Genomic DNA, 19923 nt, shown 5'->3' on the forward strand with positions numbered 1-19923 from the left:
TAATCCTCTTCATTTGAAAAAAAATATAATATGCACAATTGCATACAAAAAGAAAAAGCACTCTATTGAGTGCCTTTTCAACCATTTTACTTTTAATATATCGCTTTGAATATATTGTAACATATGTATCCATATATTTTATTGAGAAAATTCAAAATCCTTTTTCTTTCATTTTCACTTATAAAATCATGTAATATAAAAGGTATGTCAAATTCTTATACAAATTGAGGTGTACTATATTTATGATGTATTTCGGAATTATTCCTCTTATATTATTTATTATTTTTCTTATCTCATATTTAAAAGATCCGCGAAAAATAATAAACGGCTTTTTATTTAATTCCTTTGTCTGTTTTTTCCTTCTTTTTTGTGTGATTATATCTGTAAATTCAAGTAGTGATGTCCTACGCTATATTATAATTTTACCTATTTTAGCACTTCTTATTATGCTTCCTTTCGGTATTGTTGCTTTAATGTTTGGGCTATTTCTTAATGCTAGAATTTTAATGAAGCGAGAAGGAAGACGGTTCACTAACTGTTTAACACTCCTTGCTGCTTTAGGGATGTTATTCTTTATGTTACTCCCTATCATAAACCCAGCAAGTTTGGTCTCATCGCATTTAGAGCCTATTTTTGCAGCTATTTCTCTTATAAGCTTCTATTTCTTTATACACTTATCTAACTTCTTAAGCGCATATTTTTTATACCAATTCAACAGACCAAGACGTAATCAAGATTTCATTATCGTTCTTGGTAGCGGCTTAATTAATGATAAAGTACCACCATTACTTGCAAGCCGCATTAATAAAGCTATCGACTTCTATTGGAAACAAGCAGCTGTAAATACACCACCAACAATTATTTTCTCTGGTGGTCAAGGTCCAGATGAAGGTCTTCCAGAGGCAGAAGCAATGCAAAATTATGCTGTTGAAAAAGGAATTCCTCTTGAACATACAGTGCAAGAAAATCGCTCTGTAAACACATATCAAAATATGTTGTTCTCTAAAGAAATTATGGATTCTTTAAAACCTGAAGGTAAATATAAAAGTATTTTTACCACAAATAATTTCCACCTTTTCCGCGCTGGCATATACGCTAGACAAGCTGGTCTTAATAGCCAAGGAATCGGGTCAAAAACTGCATTTTATTACTGGCCTAACGCAATGATTCGCGAATATGTTGCGATTGTCGTAATGGGACGTAAGCGCCATATGAAAATATGTGGAACTATTTTAGGTTTCGCTTTATTCGTATCAATACTTAGTTTTATATTTTCTTAATAGCATCCCATCCTTTGAAAGGATGGGATTTCTTATACTGATTTCAAAAATATTTTAAAGATAATATGGTGATAATATTCCCTGCATACACCCATTAAAGGAGAATTTTTTCAAATTAAATGTTAAAATAAAATTTAGGTGTGAATGACGTAACAAATAAGAAACTAGTTTGAAACGAGGAAATTATATGGAGAAAATTATCAAAAACAAGCCCAATAAGCTAAAAATTGCTTCAAAAGCTTTGATGATTATTATTGGGGCATTTATCACAGCGTACGGATTAGAAGCAGTATTAATTCCAAATAACGTATCGGACGGTGGTGTGACTGGTTTAAGTATCGTTAGTTCAAGATTATTTGGATTGCCATTAGGAGCTCTAATCGCAGTTATTAACATTCCTTTCGTTTGGTTAGGGTATAAGCAAATCGGTAAAAGCTTTGCGATTTATTCTATTATCGGAATTGCTTCATTAGCAGTAGGTACCGTTGTCATGCACGGAATACCAGCTATTATTGAAGGCGATACATTATTAGTTACAGTTGTTGGTGGTATTATCATCGGTTTTGGTATGGGACTAGCATTACGTAACGGTGGGGCATTAGATGGAATCGATATGCTTGCTGTATTGCTTTCTCGTAAGTTACCATTTGGAACGAGTGACCTTATTTTATTCTTAAACATGTTCGTATTTATTTTCGTATCAACGGTATTCGGTCTTCAAGGAGCTATCCTTTCGGCAATTGCTTACTTTATCGCTTCGAAAGTGATTCATATCGTTGAAGTTGGTTTAAGTGGTTCAAAAGCATTTAAAATTATTACAAAAGAGCCTGAATTAATGGTAGAAACAATTCGCGATCGTTTAGGCCGAAGTGCAACATATAACGAAGTATACGGTGGTTATTCAAGAGAGAAATTCAAAGAAATTTCTTGCGTAATTAACCGTTTAGAAGAAAGTAAAATGAAAGAACTTATTAATGAAATCGATCCACACGCCTTTATTACAGTTTATGACGTAGCAGAAGTAAAAGGCGGTAATTTCAAGAAACGTGATATTCATTAATCGTTATATAAAAGAGGGTATGCCAAAATTTTGGCACACCCTCTTTTTATTATTAAGTTGCTATCGTTGTTAGTTTTTGTCAGTAAGTCGATATATTTCAATAATCGCTGATATATTTTAAGTTGTGGTCGATATATTCCAATAATCCCTGATATATTTTAAATTGCGGTCGATATATTCTAATAATCGCTGATATGTTTTTACTCGCCCCCTTATGCCTAAATTGCACCAACTAAAAGGAATTAATTCCCACAACACGAAAAAAGACCAAAAAGCAAATTCAACTTTTCGGTCTCTATACTATCTTCTCTTTGTAATTTTCCCTGAACCACCGACCCTTGTTTTCGGAGGAGATGTATTCCTTGGCGGCGTTTTAATAGATGATTTTGGCTTCACATCTGATCCGCTTGAACCACCTGGTGTTTTCGTAATTTTCCCCTTGCTTCCAGTAGAAGGTGGGGGCGTCGTATTACTTCCTTTTTCAGTAATACTTCCCTTATCACCTACTGATGGTTTCGAATCTACATTATCGCCTCGCTTAATGATAGACCCTTTCCCTTCCTTCGTAATTGGAGGTGGGGTTTTCTTTTCTTCTTTTGTAGGTGGTCTTTCTGGAATAACTGGTTTATGATTTTGTCTATCGTTATATCCTCGATAATCACCGTATGATGATTTTCGTGAACCGAATATATCGTTTAATATGCTACCCATAATATATCCTTGCAAGAAGGACGGTTGGTAATTTTGACGGACAAATTCTTTGTTACTTATTTCAATTAACGTATCAGATGGTTTCTCTTTATCCTTTTGCAGGTTATAAATCTTATCAGAATAAACGAGGAACATTTGATTTTCGTCTTCTTTAGATGCTTGCTTCGGTTCTCTTTCGTTAATGAGTTCCTTCGCTACTTCAGGAACTGACCGATTGGCGGCCCTATACACGTAAGATTCTTGTTTACCTTCCTTGGCAACAGATTCAAGTGGATAACGGTCTTGAATCGACTTTGTCTGCCCGCCTTGACAACCTGATAAGGCATAACCAGCAACAACAAGTAATATAACGATAGCAAGTATAGGGATTACAAACGATTTAATCATGGTAAACAATCGGTTTGACATGATTACGCCCCCTTACGTTGCTCTTATAATTTGTACATCAGCAGGAATGATTGCTTCTCCCTCATACATCATTGTCCGACCATTTTGCCATTCAATACGCAATAATTTTCGATTATCTGATTGGAATTCCCATACGTACTGTTCTTCTGAAGCTGAGAATGGAGTTTTTCCCATAACAACAACACGTCCGTTATATTGTTCTTCCATATGGTACTCGGTATCATCCATTTCAATTGTCGTCGGAATTTCATCAATTGAATCTAAGCGACCATCAATTGGTGTATATAATTTGTAATACGTATTTTCACGATCTTCAATTTTTAAATAACGAATGTCTTTTCCATCTTGCAATGTCAAAACAATTTCCTTACGCGAATGCATACTCGTTTTCCCGATTAATTCATACATAACTAATGACACTTCAATCATATCGCCAGGAGCTAACGTTAAAAGACTCTTTTCCGGCTTCGGTGGCTCTGGGCTTTTCATTATATTTTTAATTCGTTTAAATAAACTCATGATCTACCCCTCCTTTTCTCTTTATAAACAAGCACCTAAAATTAGTGCACCAACAATATGTAATGATCCGGCTAACATCGCATGTGCAACGCTACCTTCTTTCGTACCTTCTTCTAAATCAAGACCAGACATTTTCTTTAATACAAATTCGATAAACATTTCTACCACTAATAAAATAACGAAAGAAACTGCTGAAGCAAGAAGTGCCTGCCATAAGTCATTTGCTTTCGTAATTGATTGGGATAAAATGTACCCTTGTGCAAATAATTTCATAATAAAACGAGTTGTTACAGCTGTATTTCCATTTTTAATTTCTTTTAAATCATTGTATTTTGTAAAAATTGAATCAACCCACATAATTGCAAATAAAAGTACTGCACTCGCTCCAGTCCATACAAGCATGGCAACTACATTCATCCATGTCATTGCAAAACCTCCTCTAAATATAATAGAAAACCGACATGAATATATTTAGACATGTCGGTTCATTTGTCTCTATTCTATATTATTTCTCATACTGCTTCATAATACGAGCTAATTCATCGTCAACAGCAGAATTTTTGTTTAAGCTTGCGAATTCATCATCTAATGATTTTTCTTTCTTATAAACTTCACCGCTTGCTTCTGCTTCAGCCTCTAATTGAAGAGCTTTCTCTTCCATACGGCTTAAACCAGCTTTTGCTGAGTTTGAATCAAATCCAGACATTGCCTGATTAATATTCTTTTGTGCTTTCGCCGCATTTACACGTGCTACAAGTGTTTCACGTTTATTTTTTAGCTCATTTAATTGCTTGCGCATTTCTTCTAGCTTTAGGCGCAGGTTATCAGCAGCAGCTTTATTTTGCTCGTAGCTTGCTTTATACTCATTCATTTTTTGTTCTGCATTTTGTTTCTCTTCTAATGCACGACGCGCAAGATCTAAGTTATTAGCTTGAACAGCCATATGAGCCTGCTCTTCACGTTTTTTCACAAGTGCTTCTTGCTCTTCAAATAATATTTTGAATTTCTTCTCAAGCGCGATTTGAGCTGCTACACTTTTCTCAGCTTCTTGTACATCCGCTTGCATATCGCGTAAATATTGATCAGTCATCTTAACTGGATCTTCCGCTTTTTCAATTAATGAATATACATTCGACATTGTTAAATCTCTTAATCGTTTGAATACAGACATCTAAATTCCTCCTATGATATACCTCATATTTCAAATTCACTACTTGGAAAACTGAAAAATCTCCCTTTACAGTAAAGAATATTCATTTTTACAGCCTATGTGTTTATTATAACAAAACTAATATGTCCTTACATGTTATTTCCAAAATACATCCATTATAATATGACATTCTATATACAATATTGTATTTCTAATATATTCTCATTATCCCTCTTTGAAATTAACTTACTTTTGTGCAATTTCACTAAATTACATAAGTGTAATGTTACTGTAAGCTAACTCGATAGTTGCATTCTGATATTTCTTATACACTAATACCAGAAGCAACAAACAAGCTTCTTCACTTGTAAGCAACAATACAAAAATTGTATTTAATATAAAACATATAAAAGGAGAAATCATCATGAAAAAATTAGTAGGAATCGGATTAGCAGCAGCAATTTCACTTGGAGCATTATCAGGTTGTTCTTTATTAGGAGAGAAAGCGAACGGTTTTGTACTGTACGGCTCAGAAGAACAAGTTCAGCAAATTACAGATAAAAACAAAAAAGAAGTGAAAGAAAAAGACTTCTATAAAATGAAAATGACAACATTAGATGGTAAAAAAGTTCTTGTAATGGATAAGAAAACTGGTGAGGAACTAGTGAAAAAAGAGTTACTTAGCAAAGTTGATGAAAAAGACAACACGAAACCACTTGATAAATTACCAGCTGTAACAACAGAACAAGGTGTATTATTTGCAAAAGAAAAAGTAGAAAATGCTACACTTGATGGAGCCAAATTAAAATATGAAGGCAACACAATTATCGGAAGTGGCCGTGCATATACAGATATGTATGCGATTGTCGATGACGCAACTTACAACAATGTAAAAGGTGATGAAAAATCTGTAGGTGTATTAAAATTTGATAAAGACCCAAGTAAAGAATTCCCTGGTTACAACGGCGTCGAAGCTTCTCAACTTGTAAAAATTAAAAAGTAAAACAAAAAAGCTTTGCGAAATTCGCAAAGCTTTTTTCTATTTATTATGAGCAACTTGTTCCATATCTGGACTACAAGTTTTCGACTGACATGACTTATTTAAAGAACATGCTGCGCATTTTCCTTTTTTACTTCTCTTTACAAAATTAACTAACGTGTATGCTGCATAACCAAAAATGATAGCTCCAATTATAATATTGACCATCATTATACATCTCCTTTTAGAATCCTAGTAAAGATCCAACTTGGTATATAATAAGCGTTAATACATACGCAACAACAAGCGGGTAAACGACTGAGAAAATCGTCCATTTCGCTGATCCTGTTTCACGTTTAATAACAGCCACCGTCGCTAAACATGGAACGTATAATAAAATAAAGAACATAAATGCATAAGCTGATAATGCTGTATAATGTGCTCCCATTACGTTTCCAAGCACATCTTCTTTAACTGCATAAATAATTGCCATTGTTGAAACGACAACTTCCTTCGCTAAAAATCCTGTTAAAAGGGATGCTGCAGCTTGCCACGTTCCAAAGCCGAGCGGTGCAAATAGCGGTGCGATAAATCCACCAATCATCGCTAAGTAACTGTCTCCCATATCAACACCAAATCCTGATGGACCTGCATAGTTTAATAACCAAATGATAACTGAACCACCGAAGATGAATGTACCAGCTTTACGAACAAATCCTTTTCCTTTCTCCCATGTGCTCAGCCATAACGTTTTTGCTTGTGGCACACGATAAGGAGGTAATTCAATTACGAAAATAGACTTTTCCGCTTTCAAAATCGTAAGAGACATAATTTTTGTAACTAATAACGCAAGAACAATCCCTGCAACATATAAAGAAAATACAACAGTCGCCTGACTATGCGGGAAGAATACGCCCGCAAATAATGCATATACAGGTAATCGTGCTGAACAAGACATAAATGGTGTTACTAAAATGGTAAGTAAACGTTCTTTCTCCTGTTCAATCGTTCTCGCAGCCATAATACCTGGAACGTTACATCCAAAACCGATAATCATCGGAATAAAAGCTTTTCCGTTTAAGCCGAAAAACTCCATAATTCTATCCATAACAACCGCAATTCGCGCCATATACCCTGAGTCTTCTAATAATGAAATGAAAAAGAATAGTGCAAAGATTTGTGGTACGAATACTAATACAGCACCAACACCGGCAATAATACCTTCTGTAACGAGTGCTTGAATAAACTGAGAAGCTCCAATACTTGTAAGTCCAGCCGTCACCCAATCCGTAAGCTGGCCACCAAAAAACTCATCTAACATATCAGATAAAGGTGTACCAATCCACGTAAACGTAACCTGAAAAATAAAAAACATAACTGCTAAAAAGATTGGAAGTCCTAAAATTTTATGTGTAATTAATCTATCAATTTTTTCTGAAAAAGGAATTTTCCCTTCTTTCTCATGCTTCATAACATTTGTTTTTAACTTTTCAATATACGCTTCACGAGTTTTGTAAATGTGCTCTTCTAACGTACAATCAAGTTTTCCTTCTAAGCGAGATCGAATGGCTATGAGTTCCTTATAAATTGGTAATGCTTTCATTTCTTTTTCTACTACTTCGTTATTGCTTAAAAATTGAAGTGCTAACCATCTCGGATGCTCGTAATTCACTGTCTCTAAAAGAGCAATTACTTCTCCAATTCCTTCATCCATTTGTACACCATATGAAATAAGGAATGGCTTTTTCTCTTTTTTGTCATTTTCTTTAAGAGTCGTAAGCAGTTCTTCACAGCCTTTTCCACTCCTTGCAACAACAGGAACGACTGTTACACCTAATAGTTCTGATAATCGTTTTACATCAATGACAATTCCTCTTTGCTTCGCCACATCAACCATGTTTAAACCAATTGAGACTGGCTTACCAAATTCAAGTAACTGCAACGTTAAATGCATATTTCTTTCAAACTGCGAGGAATCTACGATATTTAACATATGATTAAATTCTTCTGTTAATAGAAAGTTTGTTACAACACCTTCATCACGTGAAACTGGATTTAAATCATAAACACCTGGTAAATCAATTAATGTTCCTTGTCTATCTTTTAATTTACCAACCTTCTTTTCTACTGTTACACCGCTCCAGTTTCCTACATACTCATAAGAACCAGTAAGTGCATTAAATAATGATGTCTTCCCTGTATTCGGATTCCCTAGCAAAGCTACCTTATTCACGCTAATTCCACCTTTATCATTTTCGCGTCACAATGACGAATACTAATTAACTGTCCACGACACTCCAATGTACAAGGACCTTTAAACATCGCTTTCTGTTTCAGGCGAAGTTCGCTTCCTTCAGCAAGACCGAAAGCAGCTAGTCTACGCTTTAATAGCTGATCTAAAGACTGAATACTTTTTACTAACACTTTCTCTCCAATTTTAATATCTACTAAGCTCATAACCTTCCCCCTCAGAAGAGAATGATAATTATTTTCAAAAAAATTATACCACACCCAATTTCTCTTGTACTATACCCTTTTGCTTCATATTTATTAACATTTCGCTACAATTCTATTTCAATTATTGTCATACTGTATTCGTTTGCCATTCTCATCCATTTCGCTTACAATAAACAATAGCAAATAAAGAATCTCGTTATCACTGGGGGAGCCATGTCGCTGAGAGGGAACACTTCGTTCCGACCCTTCGAACCTGTTAGTTAATGCTAACGCAGGGATTGTGCAAACGTCCGAAATACATACCTCATTTTTATTTACGTATTTCGTATCCTCCTATGATATCTATTCTTTTTTGTACAACTTGGATTTAGGGGGAGACAACATGCGTAACACTAATTTACAAGCGATGATCGAATCTGCTATTCTTGCAGCCTTCGCCTTGGTCATCGACATTTTACCACTTTCAATAAAAATATCAGCAACAGGCGGTTCCATTTCATTTGCTATGATTCCTATTTTTATTATCGCATACCGCTGGGGCTTCAAAATGGCTTTCTTAGGGGGCCTAATTTGGGGATTATTACAAATTGTCGTAGGCGATGCCATTATCGTCACACCAATTCAAGTACTAATTGAATACTTTGTTGCTTTCGCATTCATTGGATTTGCTGGTTTATTCTATCGTCCAATTCAAAAAGCACTTTTAACTTCCAATGATAATAGCGAAGAGCAATCAAATTTAGGTAACCGTAAAGACAAACCTTCATCAAAACCAAACCAAGGAAAGAAAGTAATTGGATACATTATCGTCGCTACTTTTATCGGTAGTCTAGCTCGTTACTTCTGTCACTTTATCGCTGGTATCATTTTCTGGGGACAATATGCACCAAAAGGCCAATCGGCTTTCCTATATTCTTTAATATTTAACGGTAGTACAATGATTGGTTCCTATATTCTATGTACCGTTTTACTTATATTTTTATTTATCACTTCACCACGCTTATTCAAAAGCATCAGTGCTTATCAAATGAATACACAAAAAAAGGGCGCTTAATGAGCGCTCTTTTTTCATATCGTAATATTAATTAAAAATACAATAAATGCGCAAAAGAAAATAAATACCATTATACTTAGCCAATTGCTATGCACGGTTCATCGACTCCTTACATAACCTCATATTCTAAACAAATTATACTGATTAAAAATAAAGATTAGGTAAAGATAATATGAAAATAAATTAAAAAAGCGTAGCATGCATTATCTACGCTTTTTTCGGTAAGTAAAAGTAAAATAATACACCGTCTTCTGTATTTTTCACTCCATATTCAGCATCGTGTAATTCTAAAATATTTTTAGAAATAGCAAGCCCCAGTCCCGTCCCACCTTGTGAACGCTGACGAGCTGTATCCACGCGATAAAAACGATCCCAAATTTTATCTAATTGTTCTTCTTCAATGTGAGTACCTTTATTTTCAATACAAACTTTTATACGATTCTTCTCATCTATTGTAGAAATAATAATATCTTCTTTATTTGGTGTATAACGTATGGCATTCGTAATGAAGTTCACGATGACTTGTTCAATCCGGCCTTGATTTGCAATCACTTCAAATGAACATATATTTTTATGAACATGAAGTTCTTTTTTCTCTATTTCCACAGATAGATGTTCACATATATCTTCAATTACTGTATCAATATAAAACGAATCCTTTTTCATTTTATATGTACCAGATTCAAATTTAGCTAACTCAAGCATATCCAAAATTAAAGTATCCATTTTGTCTACTTCTCTTTCCATTGCCTGAAAATAATACTCTTTTTTATGTTCAGCTACTCCATCTTTTAAAATAGAAATACAGCTTTTCATAATACTTAGCGGTGTTTTTAATTCATGTGAAACACCAGAAATGAATTCTTTTCGCGTCCTTTCTAACTTTCTTTCCTTTTCAATATCTTCTTCTAACTGTCCAATATGGGAATGGAGTTTATTTGATAGCACATTAATATTTTTCGATAAATCCCCAATTTCATCTTTTGAAGTAATTGGTATTTTTTCTGTAAAATCTAATTGTGCTATTTTCTTCGTCGTATCATTTATTTTTAATAACGGTTTGGCAATTTGTTTTGAGTAATAGAACGAAGCTAAAAAAATAAGAACGACTACAAATGCAATGATGTAGATATAGTAATCTTGCACCATTTGTACAGCTTCATCTACGGGCTGTAAAGAAGCCATCGCATAAATATATGTTACTGATCCGTCTTTTTCTTTTATTGGTTTCATTAATAATTTATATTTTATATCATTCTTTTCATAGTCCATTGTTTGTGTTGTATATTGTATGTGTTTGTTCTCTTTTAATAATAAATCAGTTTGAAATTCTTTTATGTTATCTAAGAAGATGCCATTTTTATAAATTGGATTCACAGGACCTTTTACATCTGGTAACTGTACTTTTGTAACACGTCCACCTATGTAAACATTTGATTCTTGAGCAGCTTGCTCCTGAACAGCTGGTTTCTTTTCCTTAACAAGTTGTTCCTCAGCTGCTCTCTTTTTCTCCTCATTTAATTTACTCATTTTCTCATTAAATGCTTTTTCTAACGGTTTATTAGATCCACTTAAATTCTGCTTAGATAAAGAAAAAGAGAATGGAATAAAACTATCTTCTTTTCTCACTCCAGAAAAATAAATTTCTTGCCCTAAAAACTGCTCTGATAATTTATTATCAATTTCCTCTATATTGACGAGATTACCTAAGGGAATTTTAAATATTTGTTGTCCAAAGCTCTTTTGTTGCCTACGATCTATCGTTACTTCAAAATAAAAATCATCTGTATGTTTTAAATTCCCGTTCTTATCTAATGTCGTAATCCACGTATTATTTTCTCTTAAAAAGTCTTGCTCTAGTTTCTGAATTTCTTCTGCATTTCCTGCATAATTTAAATAATTCTTCTCAAAGGAATTTAAATTTACTTTAATATCTTCCACTTTTCGATTCGCATAATATTGTTTAAAAAATATCGTTTGTCCAATAAATATCGTCGCTAAAATCAACATACATAATGCTGTTGTAAGAGTAAATAATTTTAGTACAATTCCTTTCTTCATACATTCCCCTCAAATTTATAACCAGTTCGTACTACAGTTGTAATATACTTTGCTTTCTCTCCTAATTTATTTCTTAAATTACGAATATGGCTATTCACCGTTCGATCATCGCCAGCAAATTCATATCCCCAAATTCTTGAAATGAGTTGCTCTCGCGTTAAAACGATTCCTTGATTTTTCATGAAATACACCAATATTTCAAACTCCGTATGCGTTAAACTAACATCTGCCTCATCAACAGTAACAGTACGCGACGGAAAATGGACATGGATGCCATGAATCGATAACGTATCATCTTCGTTCTCTAAAGGTTTCTTCGATGCTTTTCTACTTTCTAATAATCGTTTCGCTCTTGCTAATAAAATTGGAGGACTATACGGCTTCGTCACATAGTCATCTGCTCCAAGTTCAAAACCAAGTAACGTATCGTCTTCATCTACGCGCGCCGTCAGCATAATAATAGGCACCTCGGACGTCTTCCTAATCCTTCGGCAAACAGACCATCCATCGAGTTCTGGCAACATAATATCTAAAATAACTAAATCAACCTCTTCTTCTTCAAATACAACTAAAGCCTCTTTCCCGTCCCTCGCTTCAAACACTACATATTGTTCACTCAAAAAATAATCTTTTAATATTTCACGTAATATGTCTTCATCTTCAACAATTAAAATGTTTTTTGACATAACTTATATATCCCCCTCTCGCTTTCAGAAACTATAATTTCACTTTGAATAACTGCCAGTTAACTTCGCCTCGATAATATATCTATCTGGTGCATCCCCTATATAATCAAATGGGTAACAAGTTGTCAGTGTTAATATCGGTTCTTCTTTTTTTATAATAACAGTACGATCATCCGCATGAGTAATCCATGTCTTTTGAATTTCATATGTGTACGTTTTATTATCATACTCTAAAACAAGGGTATCCTTTTCTTTCAACTCTTCTAAATCTGTAAATACAGTATCTCGATGTCCACTCAGTACAGTATGTCCCCCTCCAGATGGAGTTGTCGTTAAATCACTAACGAACATACCCACTCCTTTTTTCAAAGTCGTATCATCTGCTCCCCAATATATAGAAAACTTCTTCTTTATTTTCGGTATGTTTAACATCGCTACCTTTTCTCCCTCTTTATGTTCTGTTTGAGAAGAAGGCACTTGAGAAGTTACAGGTGTTTCATGAGAAAGTTGAGTATCTTGTATATTTTTAAGGCTCTTTATTTCTTCTGCCGTTAATTGCCCGGCAGAGCTTCTTCCTTTATACCATTCCACAGCGTAATAGGACCCCATGAATAGGCCTATAGCCATCAATATGATACCGATATAATTAAGTAACTTCATTCTTCATTCCTCCATGCCAAAAATGGTAGGAGTAACCTACCATTTTTAATATATGAAATTATCCCATTCTTTATAGGAAAATATTTTATTTACGCTTTAATCTTATTGCGACGATTCAAACCAAATAATGTACCTACCGCTACAAGACATGCACTTAATCCCATCATTGCTACATTATTTGATGCTGTATTTGGTAATTTTTCACCTTGTACAACCGGCTTTGCTACTTCTTTTTTAGCTACTTCATTCTTTTGCTCGGCTTTTATCGCTGCTTCTTTTTTAGCCATATTGTTTTTTAACTGTTCTTGCGCTATTCTCTTTTTCTCTTCTTCACTTTTTTTCTCAGCTTTTATTGCTTCCTCTTTTTTAGCCATATCATTTTTTTCTTGTACTTGTGCCGCTTGCTTTTTCTCTACTTCACTTTTTTGCTGTTCCTTAATTGCTTCTTCTTTTTTAGCTTTATCCTGTTGTACTTGCGCTTCTTCTTCCTTTGTTACTGTTCCAGTATCCGCACTCGCTACTGAAGAATATCCTACTGTTAAAAGTGCCATTGCACAAATTGGTAATAGTTTCTTTTTCATTTTCACTCTCTCCTTATATTTTATTCACATCAACTCGCATCGGATGTATTACTAGAATAAGCAAGAGATATAAATATAAGATGCAGATGAAATATATTTCATTTAAAGATTTCATTGTAGAAAAAGAAAAAAACATCGCAATATGTACGATGTTTTTTTCGGGTGTGTGTCTCAATTATTTACATGTTACTTTCGCGTGATTTGGAAGTAGAACGGGCCGGAGCGATAACTAATTGTCTCGGCTCAGTTTTCTTGAAGTGATTTTTGACGTTACACTTACGACGTTGAACAACCCACGCTTTAATAGGGTTTGTTAAAATAATCTTTTGCTCTTCGTTAGGGGCCTCTTCTTCAAACCTACAACTCTCGCTCCATTTATTCCATTTCATTGTAAATTTAGAAGAAGAATGATCATCTTCACGATCAAACAAGTGCAAAAAATCCATTTTTCCATCTAGCATTACGGTGTTACTAGTCGCTAAAAAAGAAAAGGTCGTCCAACGTTTCTCCATGCCCTCCTACTCCTTTTTCACATATAGAGTGCCTAAAACTTAATTTACCTAAAATATGCTTGCCTTTTACCTTACACCCATAGTTTATCCAAAATGCTCTTATGCAACTATCGATTTGCCTTACAACTACCTTACATTTTTGTAAGAAACAAAAAAACCTTCACTCTATATAATGAAGGTTTCTTACTTTTTATCTATATGATCTCTCATATCATCAAGTCCAGCTTCTTTTAGCTGCGACATCATACCGTGCGAAATTGCTCCTAACACTAAAGTCATTCCAATTAATGAAATACGAATCGCAGGTACATCAATTACGTAAGCCAACAGGCCAAGAACAATTGTTAAAAGTAATGCTTTTATAAATGTTACACTTGTGTACTGTTTCTTCTTCATCATATTCACCCTTTATGGAAGCGTTTTCTTAATATACTTAGTATATCATATCATCAGATGATTTTGTCGTTATCTTTGTAAAAAATTACTATCTCCTTTGACTTTTTCTATTCTATCCTTTACAGTCGAAATGTTCATAAGTTTTACACTGTAGGAGGATTACAATGAATATTGAAATAAAAGACACTTTAATTTCTGAAGAACAATTACAAGCAAAAGTTAAAGAATTAGCACTTCAAATCGAACGTGACTTTGAAGGAGAAGAAATCGTAGTTATCGCAGTATTAAAAGGTTCATTCGTATTTGCTGCTGATTTAATTCGTCACATCAAAAATGATGTAACAATTGACTTTATTTCTGCATCTAGCTACGGAAATCAAACAGAAACAACAGGAAAAGTGAAACTACTAAAAGATATCGACGTAAACATTACTGGGAAAAACGTAATTGTTGTAGAAGATATTATCGATTCTGGTTTAACACTTCATTTCCTAAAAGACCACTTCTTTATGCATAAACCAAAAGCACTCAAGTTCTGTACATTACTTGATAAGCCAGAACGTCGTAAAGTAGACTTAACAGCTGAATATGTTGGCTTCCAAATTCCAGACGAATTCATCGTTGGATACGGTATCGACTGTGCGGAAAAATATCGTAACTTACCATTCATTGCTTCAGTTGTAACGAAATAATCGTATAACTTAAAAAAATCGATAGTACATAAAATGTATATCGGCGATTTTCAAAATATATCGACCGTAACTCAAATTATATCGGCGATTTTTTTAATATATCGATTTACCGACAATAACTGACAATCTTAGCACCCAATTAATAGGGAGAAGCTGTTCTAAAATACATGGGAACAGCTCCTTTCTTTCCATTTACAAACTACAGGGAGAGATGAAATATGACAAAGACAAAATTTGAAAAAGTACTCCTCATCGTAAATCCGAAAGCTGGTCAAGGTGACTTACATACAAATTTAACGAAAATCGTACCACCTCTTGCCGCAGCTTTTCCTGATCTACATATCCTTCACACGAAAAAACAAGGTGATGCAACAAAATATTGCCAAGAGTTTGCTAGTAAAGTAGATTTAATTGTCGTCTTTGGTGGTGATGGAACAGTATTTGAATGCACAAATGGCTTAGCACCTCTCGAAAATAGACCTACACTTGCAATCATTCCAGGCGGAACTTGCAACGACTTCTCTCGCACACTTGGTGTTCCGCAAAACATTGCAGAAGCAGCAAAACTTATTACAAAAGAACACATAAAACCAGTTGACGTTGCAAAAGCAAACGGACAACATTTCTTAAACTTCTGGGGCATTGGACTCGTATCTGAAGTATCAAACAATATTGATGCAGAAGAAAAAGCAAAGCTTGGTAAAATCGGTTACTACTTAAGCACAATTCGAACTGTCAAAAATGCTGAAACATTCCCAGTAAAAATCACTTACGATGGACAAGTATATGAAGACGAAGCTGTCCTTGTCATGGTTGGAAATGGTGAATATCTTGGTGGTATTCCATCCTTTATTCCAAACGTAAAATGTGATGACGGAACACTTGATATTTTTGTAGTCAAATCAACAGGTATTCAAGCATTTAAAGATTACATCGGAAAGAAACTATTTGAAGACTCAAATGAAAATGACATCTTCCACGTAAAAGCGAAATCCATTCATATTGAAACGAAAGGAGAAAAAGAAGTAGATACAGATGGAGAAAGTTCGCTTCATACACCTTGTCACATTGAATTATTACCAGGACACTTTACGATGATTTATAATCCTGCGGTTGTGTAATAAAAAAACGAGTGCTAGCACTCGTTTTTTCTCTTCTAATCTAGTTATATTGTTGGATCATTTCCTCTATTTCTTTAACTCTCTCTAAAGTAATTCCATTTCTTTGTTCGATCGCTAAAGGATGCTCGGTTGGCTCTAATTCAACATACGGTGCCATTCCAACTTCTCTTATATGTACATTTGTTTTTAAATTTAATGTTTCTGGATAAACTGGTATTTCTACAGATAACCAACCAAAATAAGGATCACTATTTTCTCGGCCTCTCTCATCCCACTTTTCTAATACTTCATCATAACTTTCTTTACTAAGTGATACCCACACAGTCCAAATAAAATTTTCGTGGTAATCAATGATAGGAATCTCTAAACATCCTCTAATAAAATAGAAGAATGGCTTGTTTGCATACTCTAGTTCTTTTTATGTACAATGAAGGAAAGAAGTACCTTCATATAAGGGAGAGGACAAACTTTGTTCAACCAACAGTTAGTTAATTTACGCATTGATTTTGCATTTAAACAATTGTTTGGTACGAATGGTAGCGAAGATATTCTAATTGCATTTTTAAATGCTATGTTACAAGAGTCTTTAGAGTCGCCCATTGCTTCTCTACAACTAGAAGATCCACATTTACACAGGGAATATGAAGAGGATAAGTTATCTATTTTAGACATTTCAGCAACATTAGACACAGGAACAAAAGTCAATGTAGAAATACAACTCAATAATAATCACGATATGGTTAAACGCAGTTTATATTATTGGGGAAGACTATACACATCTCAACTACAAAAAGAGATGCCCTACAGTGCACTTCACAAAACCATCACCATAAACTTACTAAACTTCGTAATGTTTTCGGAACACCCAGCCTTCCATACAACAAGCATATTATGGAATACACAACAACAAAAACTCCTGAGTGACGACATTGAAATCCACATTATAGAAATTCCAAAGTTAACTGAACAATGGCATGAAGAAAAAGTAAATCCGTGGAAAGATCCATTTGTTCGTTGGCTTTTATTGCTTTCAGCAAATGAGGATGAGCACTTAACTAAACTATTGGAGGATATTGCTATGAACCAAGACCCTATTTTACAAAAAGCGATAAATAAATGGGAACGTATGAGTCAAGATTCATCTTTCCGACAAGCCTATGACGCAAGGGAGAAAGTTTTAATGGATGAAGCAGCAAAATTCGCCCATGCAGAGACAGAAGGAATAAAAAGAGGAATGGAACAAGGGATGAAACAAGGAATTAAAAAAGGCATTGAAAAAGGCATTGAACAGGGCATTGAACAGGGCATTGAACAGGGCATTGAACAAGGTCGAAAAGAAGGAGTTCAGCAGGGAAAAATTCAAATGATTAAAAATATGTATGATCTTGGTATACCACTTGAAACGATTGCTAAGGCAAGTAAATTAAGTTTGCATGAGATTGAGCATATTTTAGGACATAAATAGTGATAAAAAAAGAGCTTGAATAGTTTCAAGCTCTTTTTTTATCAACTCTCCTCAATATCATCCAATTGAGTCTTATAACATTCATCACACTCTGGCCTAGTAGGAAGAATCCCTCTGTCATCAGGTAATAAAACCCTGAAAACTTCTCAATCCATCTCTACGAAAGACTTCATAATAATGGGATATCCTTCAATAATATTCGTATACTCAATCCCTTGTTCAAACTTTTTTCCGCTCTTTATTTCTTCTATTATGGTACAAAAAACACTATGCGCGAATTCAGGATCCATATTTAATGCTATTTGTAAATCTTGATGATTAAAGTTATCTCTTAGACCATGCGTATGATAATTAGCATGGATGCCATCAATATCTTCTGCTAATATGCTATGCATGTACCATCCATACTCTTGTAGCATATTTTCTTCCCATTCATCTGCATCCTCTTCTAAATCTTCATCAAACAAATTCGGATCATACCACACGTCCTCGTAATCTCCAGCAATTAAAAATCTCCAACCAGGTGGTAACCCTAAATACTTCTTTATTTCAGGTGCCCATTCATCAATATGTTGAACGTGTAACGGAAGAAAGAAATCTTCTTCTGTCCCCATTTCTTCACCAGCCCAAATGTACCAACCTGTCGTTCCATTTTCTACAGACATTCGTAACCCATTAATCGGTGCGATACCATCTTTCACATTTTGCGCTATTCCTAATTTCAATTCATTCGTAGATTCTACATACTCCGCTTTATATTTATCACATATACTCCTCTGTTCTTTTATGTATTTTTCCATCCTTTTAGCACACTCCCCAATTTTTGAAAGATAGATTTCTTTGCCGAAGCACTCTCTAACTTCCATACCCCACACGGATTATAAAATGGATCCTCTTGTTCATAACGATTATCTATATAATGAGATAAAAGATACACTGGAGCATCTTCTGTGAAACTAATTGTATCCCCATCTTTCAAATTAGGTTTTTCCAATATATTATGTAGGTTAAAATCATTTAATAAATTTACAGCTACTTCCGGATCTATTCCTCCGTCTAAAACAACGTCTGGTAGATTAAATGCTTGCATTCCACATGAATAGTAGCCGTCCTCTTCATCTCCAACTAAAGTTACAAGGTGCGAATACATCGGGAATATTTCCTTATTCTCTGCAAGCTCTTGCCATTCTTCTTTCGAATAAGCCACACCTGCTGTTTCAACTTTTAAAGCAAGTCCACCTGCATTTAAAAGTTCCATTCCTACATCAATTACTTCTTGTACTCTCTCTGTATCGTCAACTTTTGCAATAACATACACTGTATAAGTATGCTTCTCCAACTCCTGAAGCAATTCTTCATCAAAACGCTCACCACTTGCATAGAAGAAAGCCTCTCTCAAAGAAGGGTCTTGTTCATATATATCAAATTCAAAGCCAATCCCTTTCTCCTTATGGTGCATAACATTTCCTGCTAACATATAGTTACTTTTACTCACAACTTCTTGTATTAATTCTGTTCTATCTTTCCATAAACCAGGTACTCCAATAACGATTTGTGTCTCCATCATATGCACTCCACTTCTCATCTATTTTCAATCTATTCTTTCAATCTTCCAAACTAAATTAGCTGGGATATCTTTCTCTAAGAAGGTTAACATCCGTACAGTTTAGGCATCCTACTATGATTAAAATCTCCAAATATAACACTCCATGTGTACATTTATATTTATTTTCGTTTACATACTATTGTTATTCATAATCCATTTTAGCTAATAAACAAACGAAAGAGAACTAGGTGGATTAATGTTTACTTAAAAATAAAAAGTCCGAAACTATATAAAGTGATTTCGGACTTTTTATTTTTAAAATATTAAATTACATTTCGAACAAAAAGGAGCTGAATTTCCTCTTCTAATTTTCGTATCACATTTTGGACAATATACATATCGTTCCTCTACCTTTTGTCGTTCTATCATGTGTAAGGATACTATTTTCATACTGCACATAATTCCAATTAAGATAAGGCTAAAAATGAGTAGCACAACGCTCTTCCTTCCTTAACTACTTACCTATATTTTACCATTAAATAAAGATAATTTTATACTTATAATCCTATCTTGTCCTTCATACTG

The 19923-nt window shown here is 34.3% G+C and carries 22 protein-coding genes, 2 pseudogenes and 1 riboswitch; of the genes and pseudogenes, 7 read left to right on the plus strand and 17 right to left on the minus strand.

What is annotated here, in order from left to right; all coding sequences use genetic code 11:
- The first annotated feature begins 242 nt into the window (after positions 1–242).
- Both MKY21_RS24120 and MKY21_RS24125 read left to right on the plus strand, forming a co-directional pair.
- The gene (locus tag MKY21_RS24120) at positions 243–1280 is read left to right on the plus strand and encodes a YdcF family protein (protein ID WP_000990101.1); all 1038 of its coding nucleotides are present in this window, start codon (positions 243–245) and stop codon (positions 1278–1280) included.
- Positions 1281–1467: 187 nt separating this feature from the next.
- Positions 1468–2340, plus strand: a complete 873-nt coding sequence (locus MKY21_RS24125) for a YitT family protein (protein WP_000411244.1) — start codon at positions 1468–1470, stop codon at positions 2338–2340.
- A gap of 300 nt (positions 2341–2640) precedes the next feature.
- Here the strand turns inward: MKY21_RS24125 and MKY21_RS24130 are convergent, their stop codons facing one another.
- The 4 genes from MKY21_RS24130 to MKY21_RS24145 form a co-directional block, all read right to left on the minus strand.
- On the minus strand, positions 2641–3459 hold the full coding sequence (locus MKY21_RS24130; protein WP_000071190.1) for a DUF4247 domain-containing protein: 819 nt from the start codon (positions 3457–3459) through the stop codon (positions 2641–2643).
- Positions 3460–3471: 12 nt separating this feature from the next.
- A complete protein-coding gene (locus MKY21_RS24135; protein WP_000051746.1) occupies positions 3472–3978 on the minus strand; it encodes a DUF4178 domain-containing protein in 507 nt (168 codons plus the stop codon).
- 21 nt (positions 3979–3999) lie between these two features.
- The gene (locus tag MKY21_RS24140; protein WP_000220087.1) at positions 4000–4404 is read right to left on the minus strand and encodes a DUF350 domain-containing protein; all 405 of its coding nucleotides are present in this window, start codon (positions 4402–4404) and stop codon (positions 4000–4002) included.
- Positions 4405–4483: 79 nt separating this feature from the next.
- The gene (locus MKY21_RS24145) at positions 4484–5149 is read right to left on the minus strand and encodes a PspA/IM30 family protein (protein ID WP_000110280.1); all 666 of its coding nucleotides are present in this window, start codon (positions 5147–5149) and stop codon (positions 4484–4486) included.
- A 403-nt stretch (positions 5150–5552) separates the two neighbouring features.
- Between MKY21_RS24145 and MKY21_RS24150 the strand changes: the two genes are divergently transcribed.
- On the plus strand, positions 5553–6131 hold the full coding sequence (locus tag MKY21_RS24150) for a lipoprotein BA_5634 family protein (RefSeq protein WP_000737502.1): 579 nt from the start codon (positions 5553–5555) through the stop codon (positions 6129–6131).
- Between the two features lie 36 nt (positions 6132–6167).
- Here MKY21_RS24150 and MKY21_RS24155 read toward each other — a convergent pair whose 3' ends face one another.
- From MKY21_RS24155 to MKY21_RS24165, 3 genes are read right to left on the minus strand one after another with little or no spacing between them, the layout of a single operon-like run.
- Positions 6168–6338: a FeoB-associated Cys-rich membrane protein gene (locus MKY21_RS24155; protein ID WP_000989593.1), complete on the minus strand. Its 171-nt coding sequence runs from the start codon at positions 6336–6338 to the stop codon at positions 6168–6170.
- 13 nt (positions 6339–6351) lie between these two features.
- Complete coding sequence (feoB, locus tag MKY21_RS24160; protein WP_001044845.1) at positions 6352–8340, minus strand: ferrous iron transport protein B; 1989 nt, start codon at positions 8338–8340, stop codon at positions 6352–6354.
- Positions 8337–8564, minus strand: a complete 228-nt coding sequence (locus MKY21_RS24165; protein WP_000060512.1) for a FeoA family protein — start codon at positions 8562–8564, stop codon at positions 8337–8339. The genes feoB and MKY21_RS24165 overlap by 4 nt, the downstream gene beginning before the upstream one ends.
- Before the next feature lie 194 nt (positions 8565–8758).
- A riboswitch (TPP riboswitch) is annotated at positions 8759–8860 on the plus strand.
- A gap of 86 nt (positions 8861–8946) precedes the next feature.
- Here MKY21_RS24165 and MKY21_RS24170 point away from each other — a divergent pair.
- Positions 8947–9618: an energy-coupled thiamine transporter ThiT gene (locus MKY21_RS24170; protein WP_001246570.1), complete on the plus strand. Its 672-nt coding sequence runs from the start codon at positions 8947–8949 to the stop codon at positions 9616–9618.
- A gap of 207 nt (positions 9619–9825) precedes the next feature.
- On the opposite strand, the gene MKY21_RS24175 is transcribed toward MKY21_RS24170, so the two are convergent.
- From MKY21_RS24175 to MKY21_RS24200, 6 genes are all read right to left on the minus strand, one after another.
- Positions 9826–11679: a sensor histidine kinase gene (locus MKY21_RS24175; RefSeq protein ID WP_000715409.1), complete on the minus strand. Its 1854-nt coding sequence runs from the start codon at positions 11677–11679 to the stop codon at positions 9826–9828.
- Entirely contained in the window at positions 11676–12365 is a 690-nt protein-coding gene (locus tag MKY21_RS24180) for a response regulator transcription factor (RefSeq protein WP_000041848.1), read from the minus strand. Before MKY21_RS24180 ends, MKY21_RS24175 begins: the two co-directional genes overlap by 4 nt.
- A 39-nt stretch (positions 12366–12404) precedes the next feature.
- The gene (locus MKY21_RS24185; protein WP_000771590.1) at positions 12405–13025 is read right to left on the minus strand and encodes a class D sortase; all 621 of its coding nucleotides are present in this window, start codon (positions 13023–13025) and stop codon (positions 12405–12407) included.
- 89 nt (positions 13026–13114) lie between these two features.
- Positions 13115–13606 carry an LPXTG cell wall anchor domain-containing protein gene (locus tag MKY21_RS24190; protein WP_341077525.1) on the minus strand — a complete coding sequence of 164 codons (492 nt, stop codon included), beginning with the start codon at positions 13604–13606 and terminating at the stop codon, positions 13115–13117.
- 179 nt (positions 13607–13785) lie between these two features.
- Positions 13786–14118, minus strand: a complete 333-nt coding sequence (locus tag MKY21_RS24195; RefSeq protein WP_000415613.1) for a hypothetical protein — start codon at positions 14116–14118, stop codon at positions 13786–13788.
- A gap of 183 nt (positions 14119–14301) precedes the next feature.
- On the minus strand, positions 14302–14517 hold the full coding sequence (locus MKY21_RS24200) for a hypothetical protein (RefSeq protein WP_002001286.1): 216 nt from the start codon (positions 14515–14517) through the stop codon (positions 14302–14304).
- Between the two features lie 161 nt (positions 14518–14678).
- On the opposite strand from MKY21_RS24200, the gene hpt reads away from it, so the two are divergent.
- Positions 14679–15206, plus strand: coding sequence for a hypoxanthine phosphoribosyltransferase (gene hpt / locus MKY21_RS24205; protein WP_001019296.1), 528 nt, complete (start codon positions 14679–14681; stop codon positions 15204–15206).
- 218 nt (positions 15207–15424) lie between these two features.
- Positions 15425–16327 (plus strand): diacylglycerol/lipid kinase family protein, encoded by a 903-nt coding sequence (locus MKY21_RS24210; RefSeq protein WP_341077529.1) that lies wholly within the window; start codon positions 15425–15427, stop codon positions 16325–16327.
- Positions 16328–16367: 40 nt separating this feature from the next.
- On the opposite strand, the pseudogene MKY21_RS24215 reads toward MKY21_RS24210, so the two are convergent.
- Positions 16368–16712: pseudogene (locus MKY21_RS24215) on the minus strand (DUF2199 domain-containing protein); the annotation flags it as partial.
- 84 nt (positions 16713–16796) lie between these two features.
- Between MKY21_RS24215 and MKY21_RS24220 the strand changes: the two are divergent.
- Positions 16797–17792 (plus strand): Rpn family recombination-promoting nuclease/putative transposase, encoded by a 996-nt coding sequence (locus MKY21_RS24220; protein ID WP_341077531.1) that lies wholly within the window; start codon positions 16797–16799, stop codon positions 17790–17792.
- A gap of 41 nt (positions 17793–17833) precedes the next feature.
- Here the strand turns inward: MKY21_RS24220 and MKY21_RS24225 are convergent.
- The 3 genes and pseudogenes from MKY21_RS24225 to MKY21_RS24235 all read right to left on the minus strand — a co-directional run bounded on the left by MKY21_RS24225 (position 17834) and on the right by MKY21_RS24235 (position 19833).
- Positions 17834–18592 (minus strand): annotated as a pseudogene (locus MKY21_RS24225) (DUF4262 domain-containing protein).
- On the minus strand, positions 18577–19356 hold the full coding sequence (locus tag MKY21_RS24230; protein WP_142668950.1) for a DUF4261 domain-containing protein: 780 nt from the start codon (positions 19354–19356) through the stop codon (positions 18577–18579). Before MKY21_RS24230 ends, MKY21_RS24225 begins: the two are co-directional and overlap by 16 nt.
- Before the next feature lie 297 nt (positions 19357–19653).
- Positions 19654–19833, minus strand: a complete 180-nt coding sequence (locus MKY21_RS24235) for a hypothetical protein (protein WP_001986677.1) — start codon at positions 19831–19833, stop codon at positions 19654–19656.
- Between the last annotated feature and the right edge of the window lie 90 nt (positions 19834–19923).

The organism is Bacillus sp. FSL R9-9497, from assembly GCF_038005805.1.
Classification (GTDB): domain Bacteria; phylum Bacillota; class Bacilli; order Bacillales; family Bacillaceae_G; genus Bacillus_A; species Bacillus_A cereus.

Bases quoted from the DNA above. Each gene is read 5' to 3' on its own strand.
- MKY21_RS24195 (WP_000415613.1), bottom strand. From the start codon at position 14,118: ATGGAGAAACGTTGGACGACCTTTTCTTTTTTAGCGACTAGTAACACC.
- MKY21_RS24145 (WP_000110280.1), bottom strand. From the start codon at position 5,149: ATGTCTGTATTCAAACGATTAAGAGATTTAACAATGTCGAATGTATAT.
- MKY21_RS24200 (WP_002001286.1), bottom strand. From the start codon at position 14,517: ATGATGAAGAAGAAACAGTACACAAGTGTAACATTTATAAAAGCATTA.
- MKY21_RS24210 (WP_341077529.1), top strand. From the start codon at position 15,425: ATGACAAAGACAAAATTTGAAAAAGTACTCCTCATCGTAAATCCGAAA.
- MKY21_RS24120 (WP_000990101.1), top strand. From the start codon at position 243: ATGATGTATTTCGGAATTATTCCTCTTATATTATTTATTATTTTTCTT.
- MKY21_RS24150 (WP_000737502.1), top strand. From the start codon at position 5,553: ATGAAAAAATTAGTAGGAATCGGATTAGCAGCAGCAATTTCACTTGGA.
- MKY21_RS24135 (WP_000051746.1), bottom strand. From the start codon at position 3,978: ATGAGTTTATTTAAACGAATTAAAAATATAATGAAAAGCCCAGAGCCA.
- MKY21_RS24185 (WP_000771590.1), bottom strand. From the start codon at position 13,025: ATGAAGTTACTTAATTATATCGGTATCATATTGATGGCTATAGGCCTA.
- MKY21_RS24125 (WP_000411244.1), top strand. From the start codon at position 1,468: ATGGAGAAAATTATCAAAAACAAGCCCAATAAGCTAAAAATTGCTTCA.
- MKY21_RS24180 (WP_000041848.1), bottom strand. From the start codon at position 12,365: ATGTCAAAAAACATTTTAATTGTTGAAGATGAAGACATATTACGTGAA.
- MKY21_RS24155 (WP_000989593.1), bottom strand. From the start codon at position 6,338: ATGATGGTCAATATTATAATTGGAGCTATCATTTTTGGTTATGCAGCA.
- MKY21_RS24230 (WP_142668950.1), bottom strand. From the start codon at position 19,356: ATGGAGACACAAATCGTTATTGGAGTACCTGGTTTATGGAAAGATAGA.
- MKY21_RS24190 (WP_341077525.1), bottom strand. From the start codon at position 13,606: ATGAAAAAGAAACTATTACCAATTTGTGCAATGGCACTTTTAACAGTA.
- MKY21_RS24130 (WP_000071190.1), bottom strand. From the start codon at position 3,459: ATGTCAAACCGATTGTTTACCATGATTAAATCGTTTGTAATCCCTATA.
- MKY21_RS24165 (WP_000060512.1), bottom strand. From the start codon at position 8,564: ATGAGCTTAGTAGATATTAAAATTGGAGAGAAAGTGTTAGTAAAAAGT.
- MKY21_RS24170 (WP_001246570.1), top strand. From the start codon at position 8,947: ATGCGTAACACTAATTTACAAGCGATGATCGAATCTGCTATTCTTGCA.
- MKY21_RS24140 (WP_000220087.1), bottom strand. From the start codon at position 4,404: ATGACATGGATGAATGTAGTTGCCATGCTTGTATGGACTGGAGCGAGT.
- hpt (WP_001019296.1), top strand. From the start codon at position 14,679: ATGAATATTGAAATAAAAGACACTTTAATTTCTGAAGAACAATTACAA.
- MKY21_RS24175 (WP_000715409.1), bottom strand. From the start codon at position 11,679: ATGAAGAAAGGAATTGTACTAAAATTATTTACTCTTACAACAGCATTA.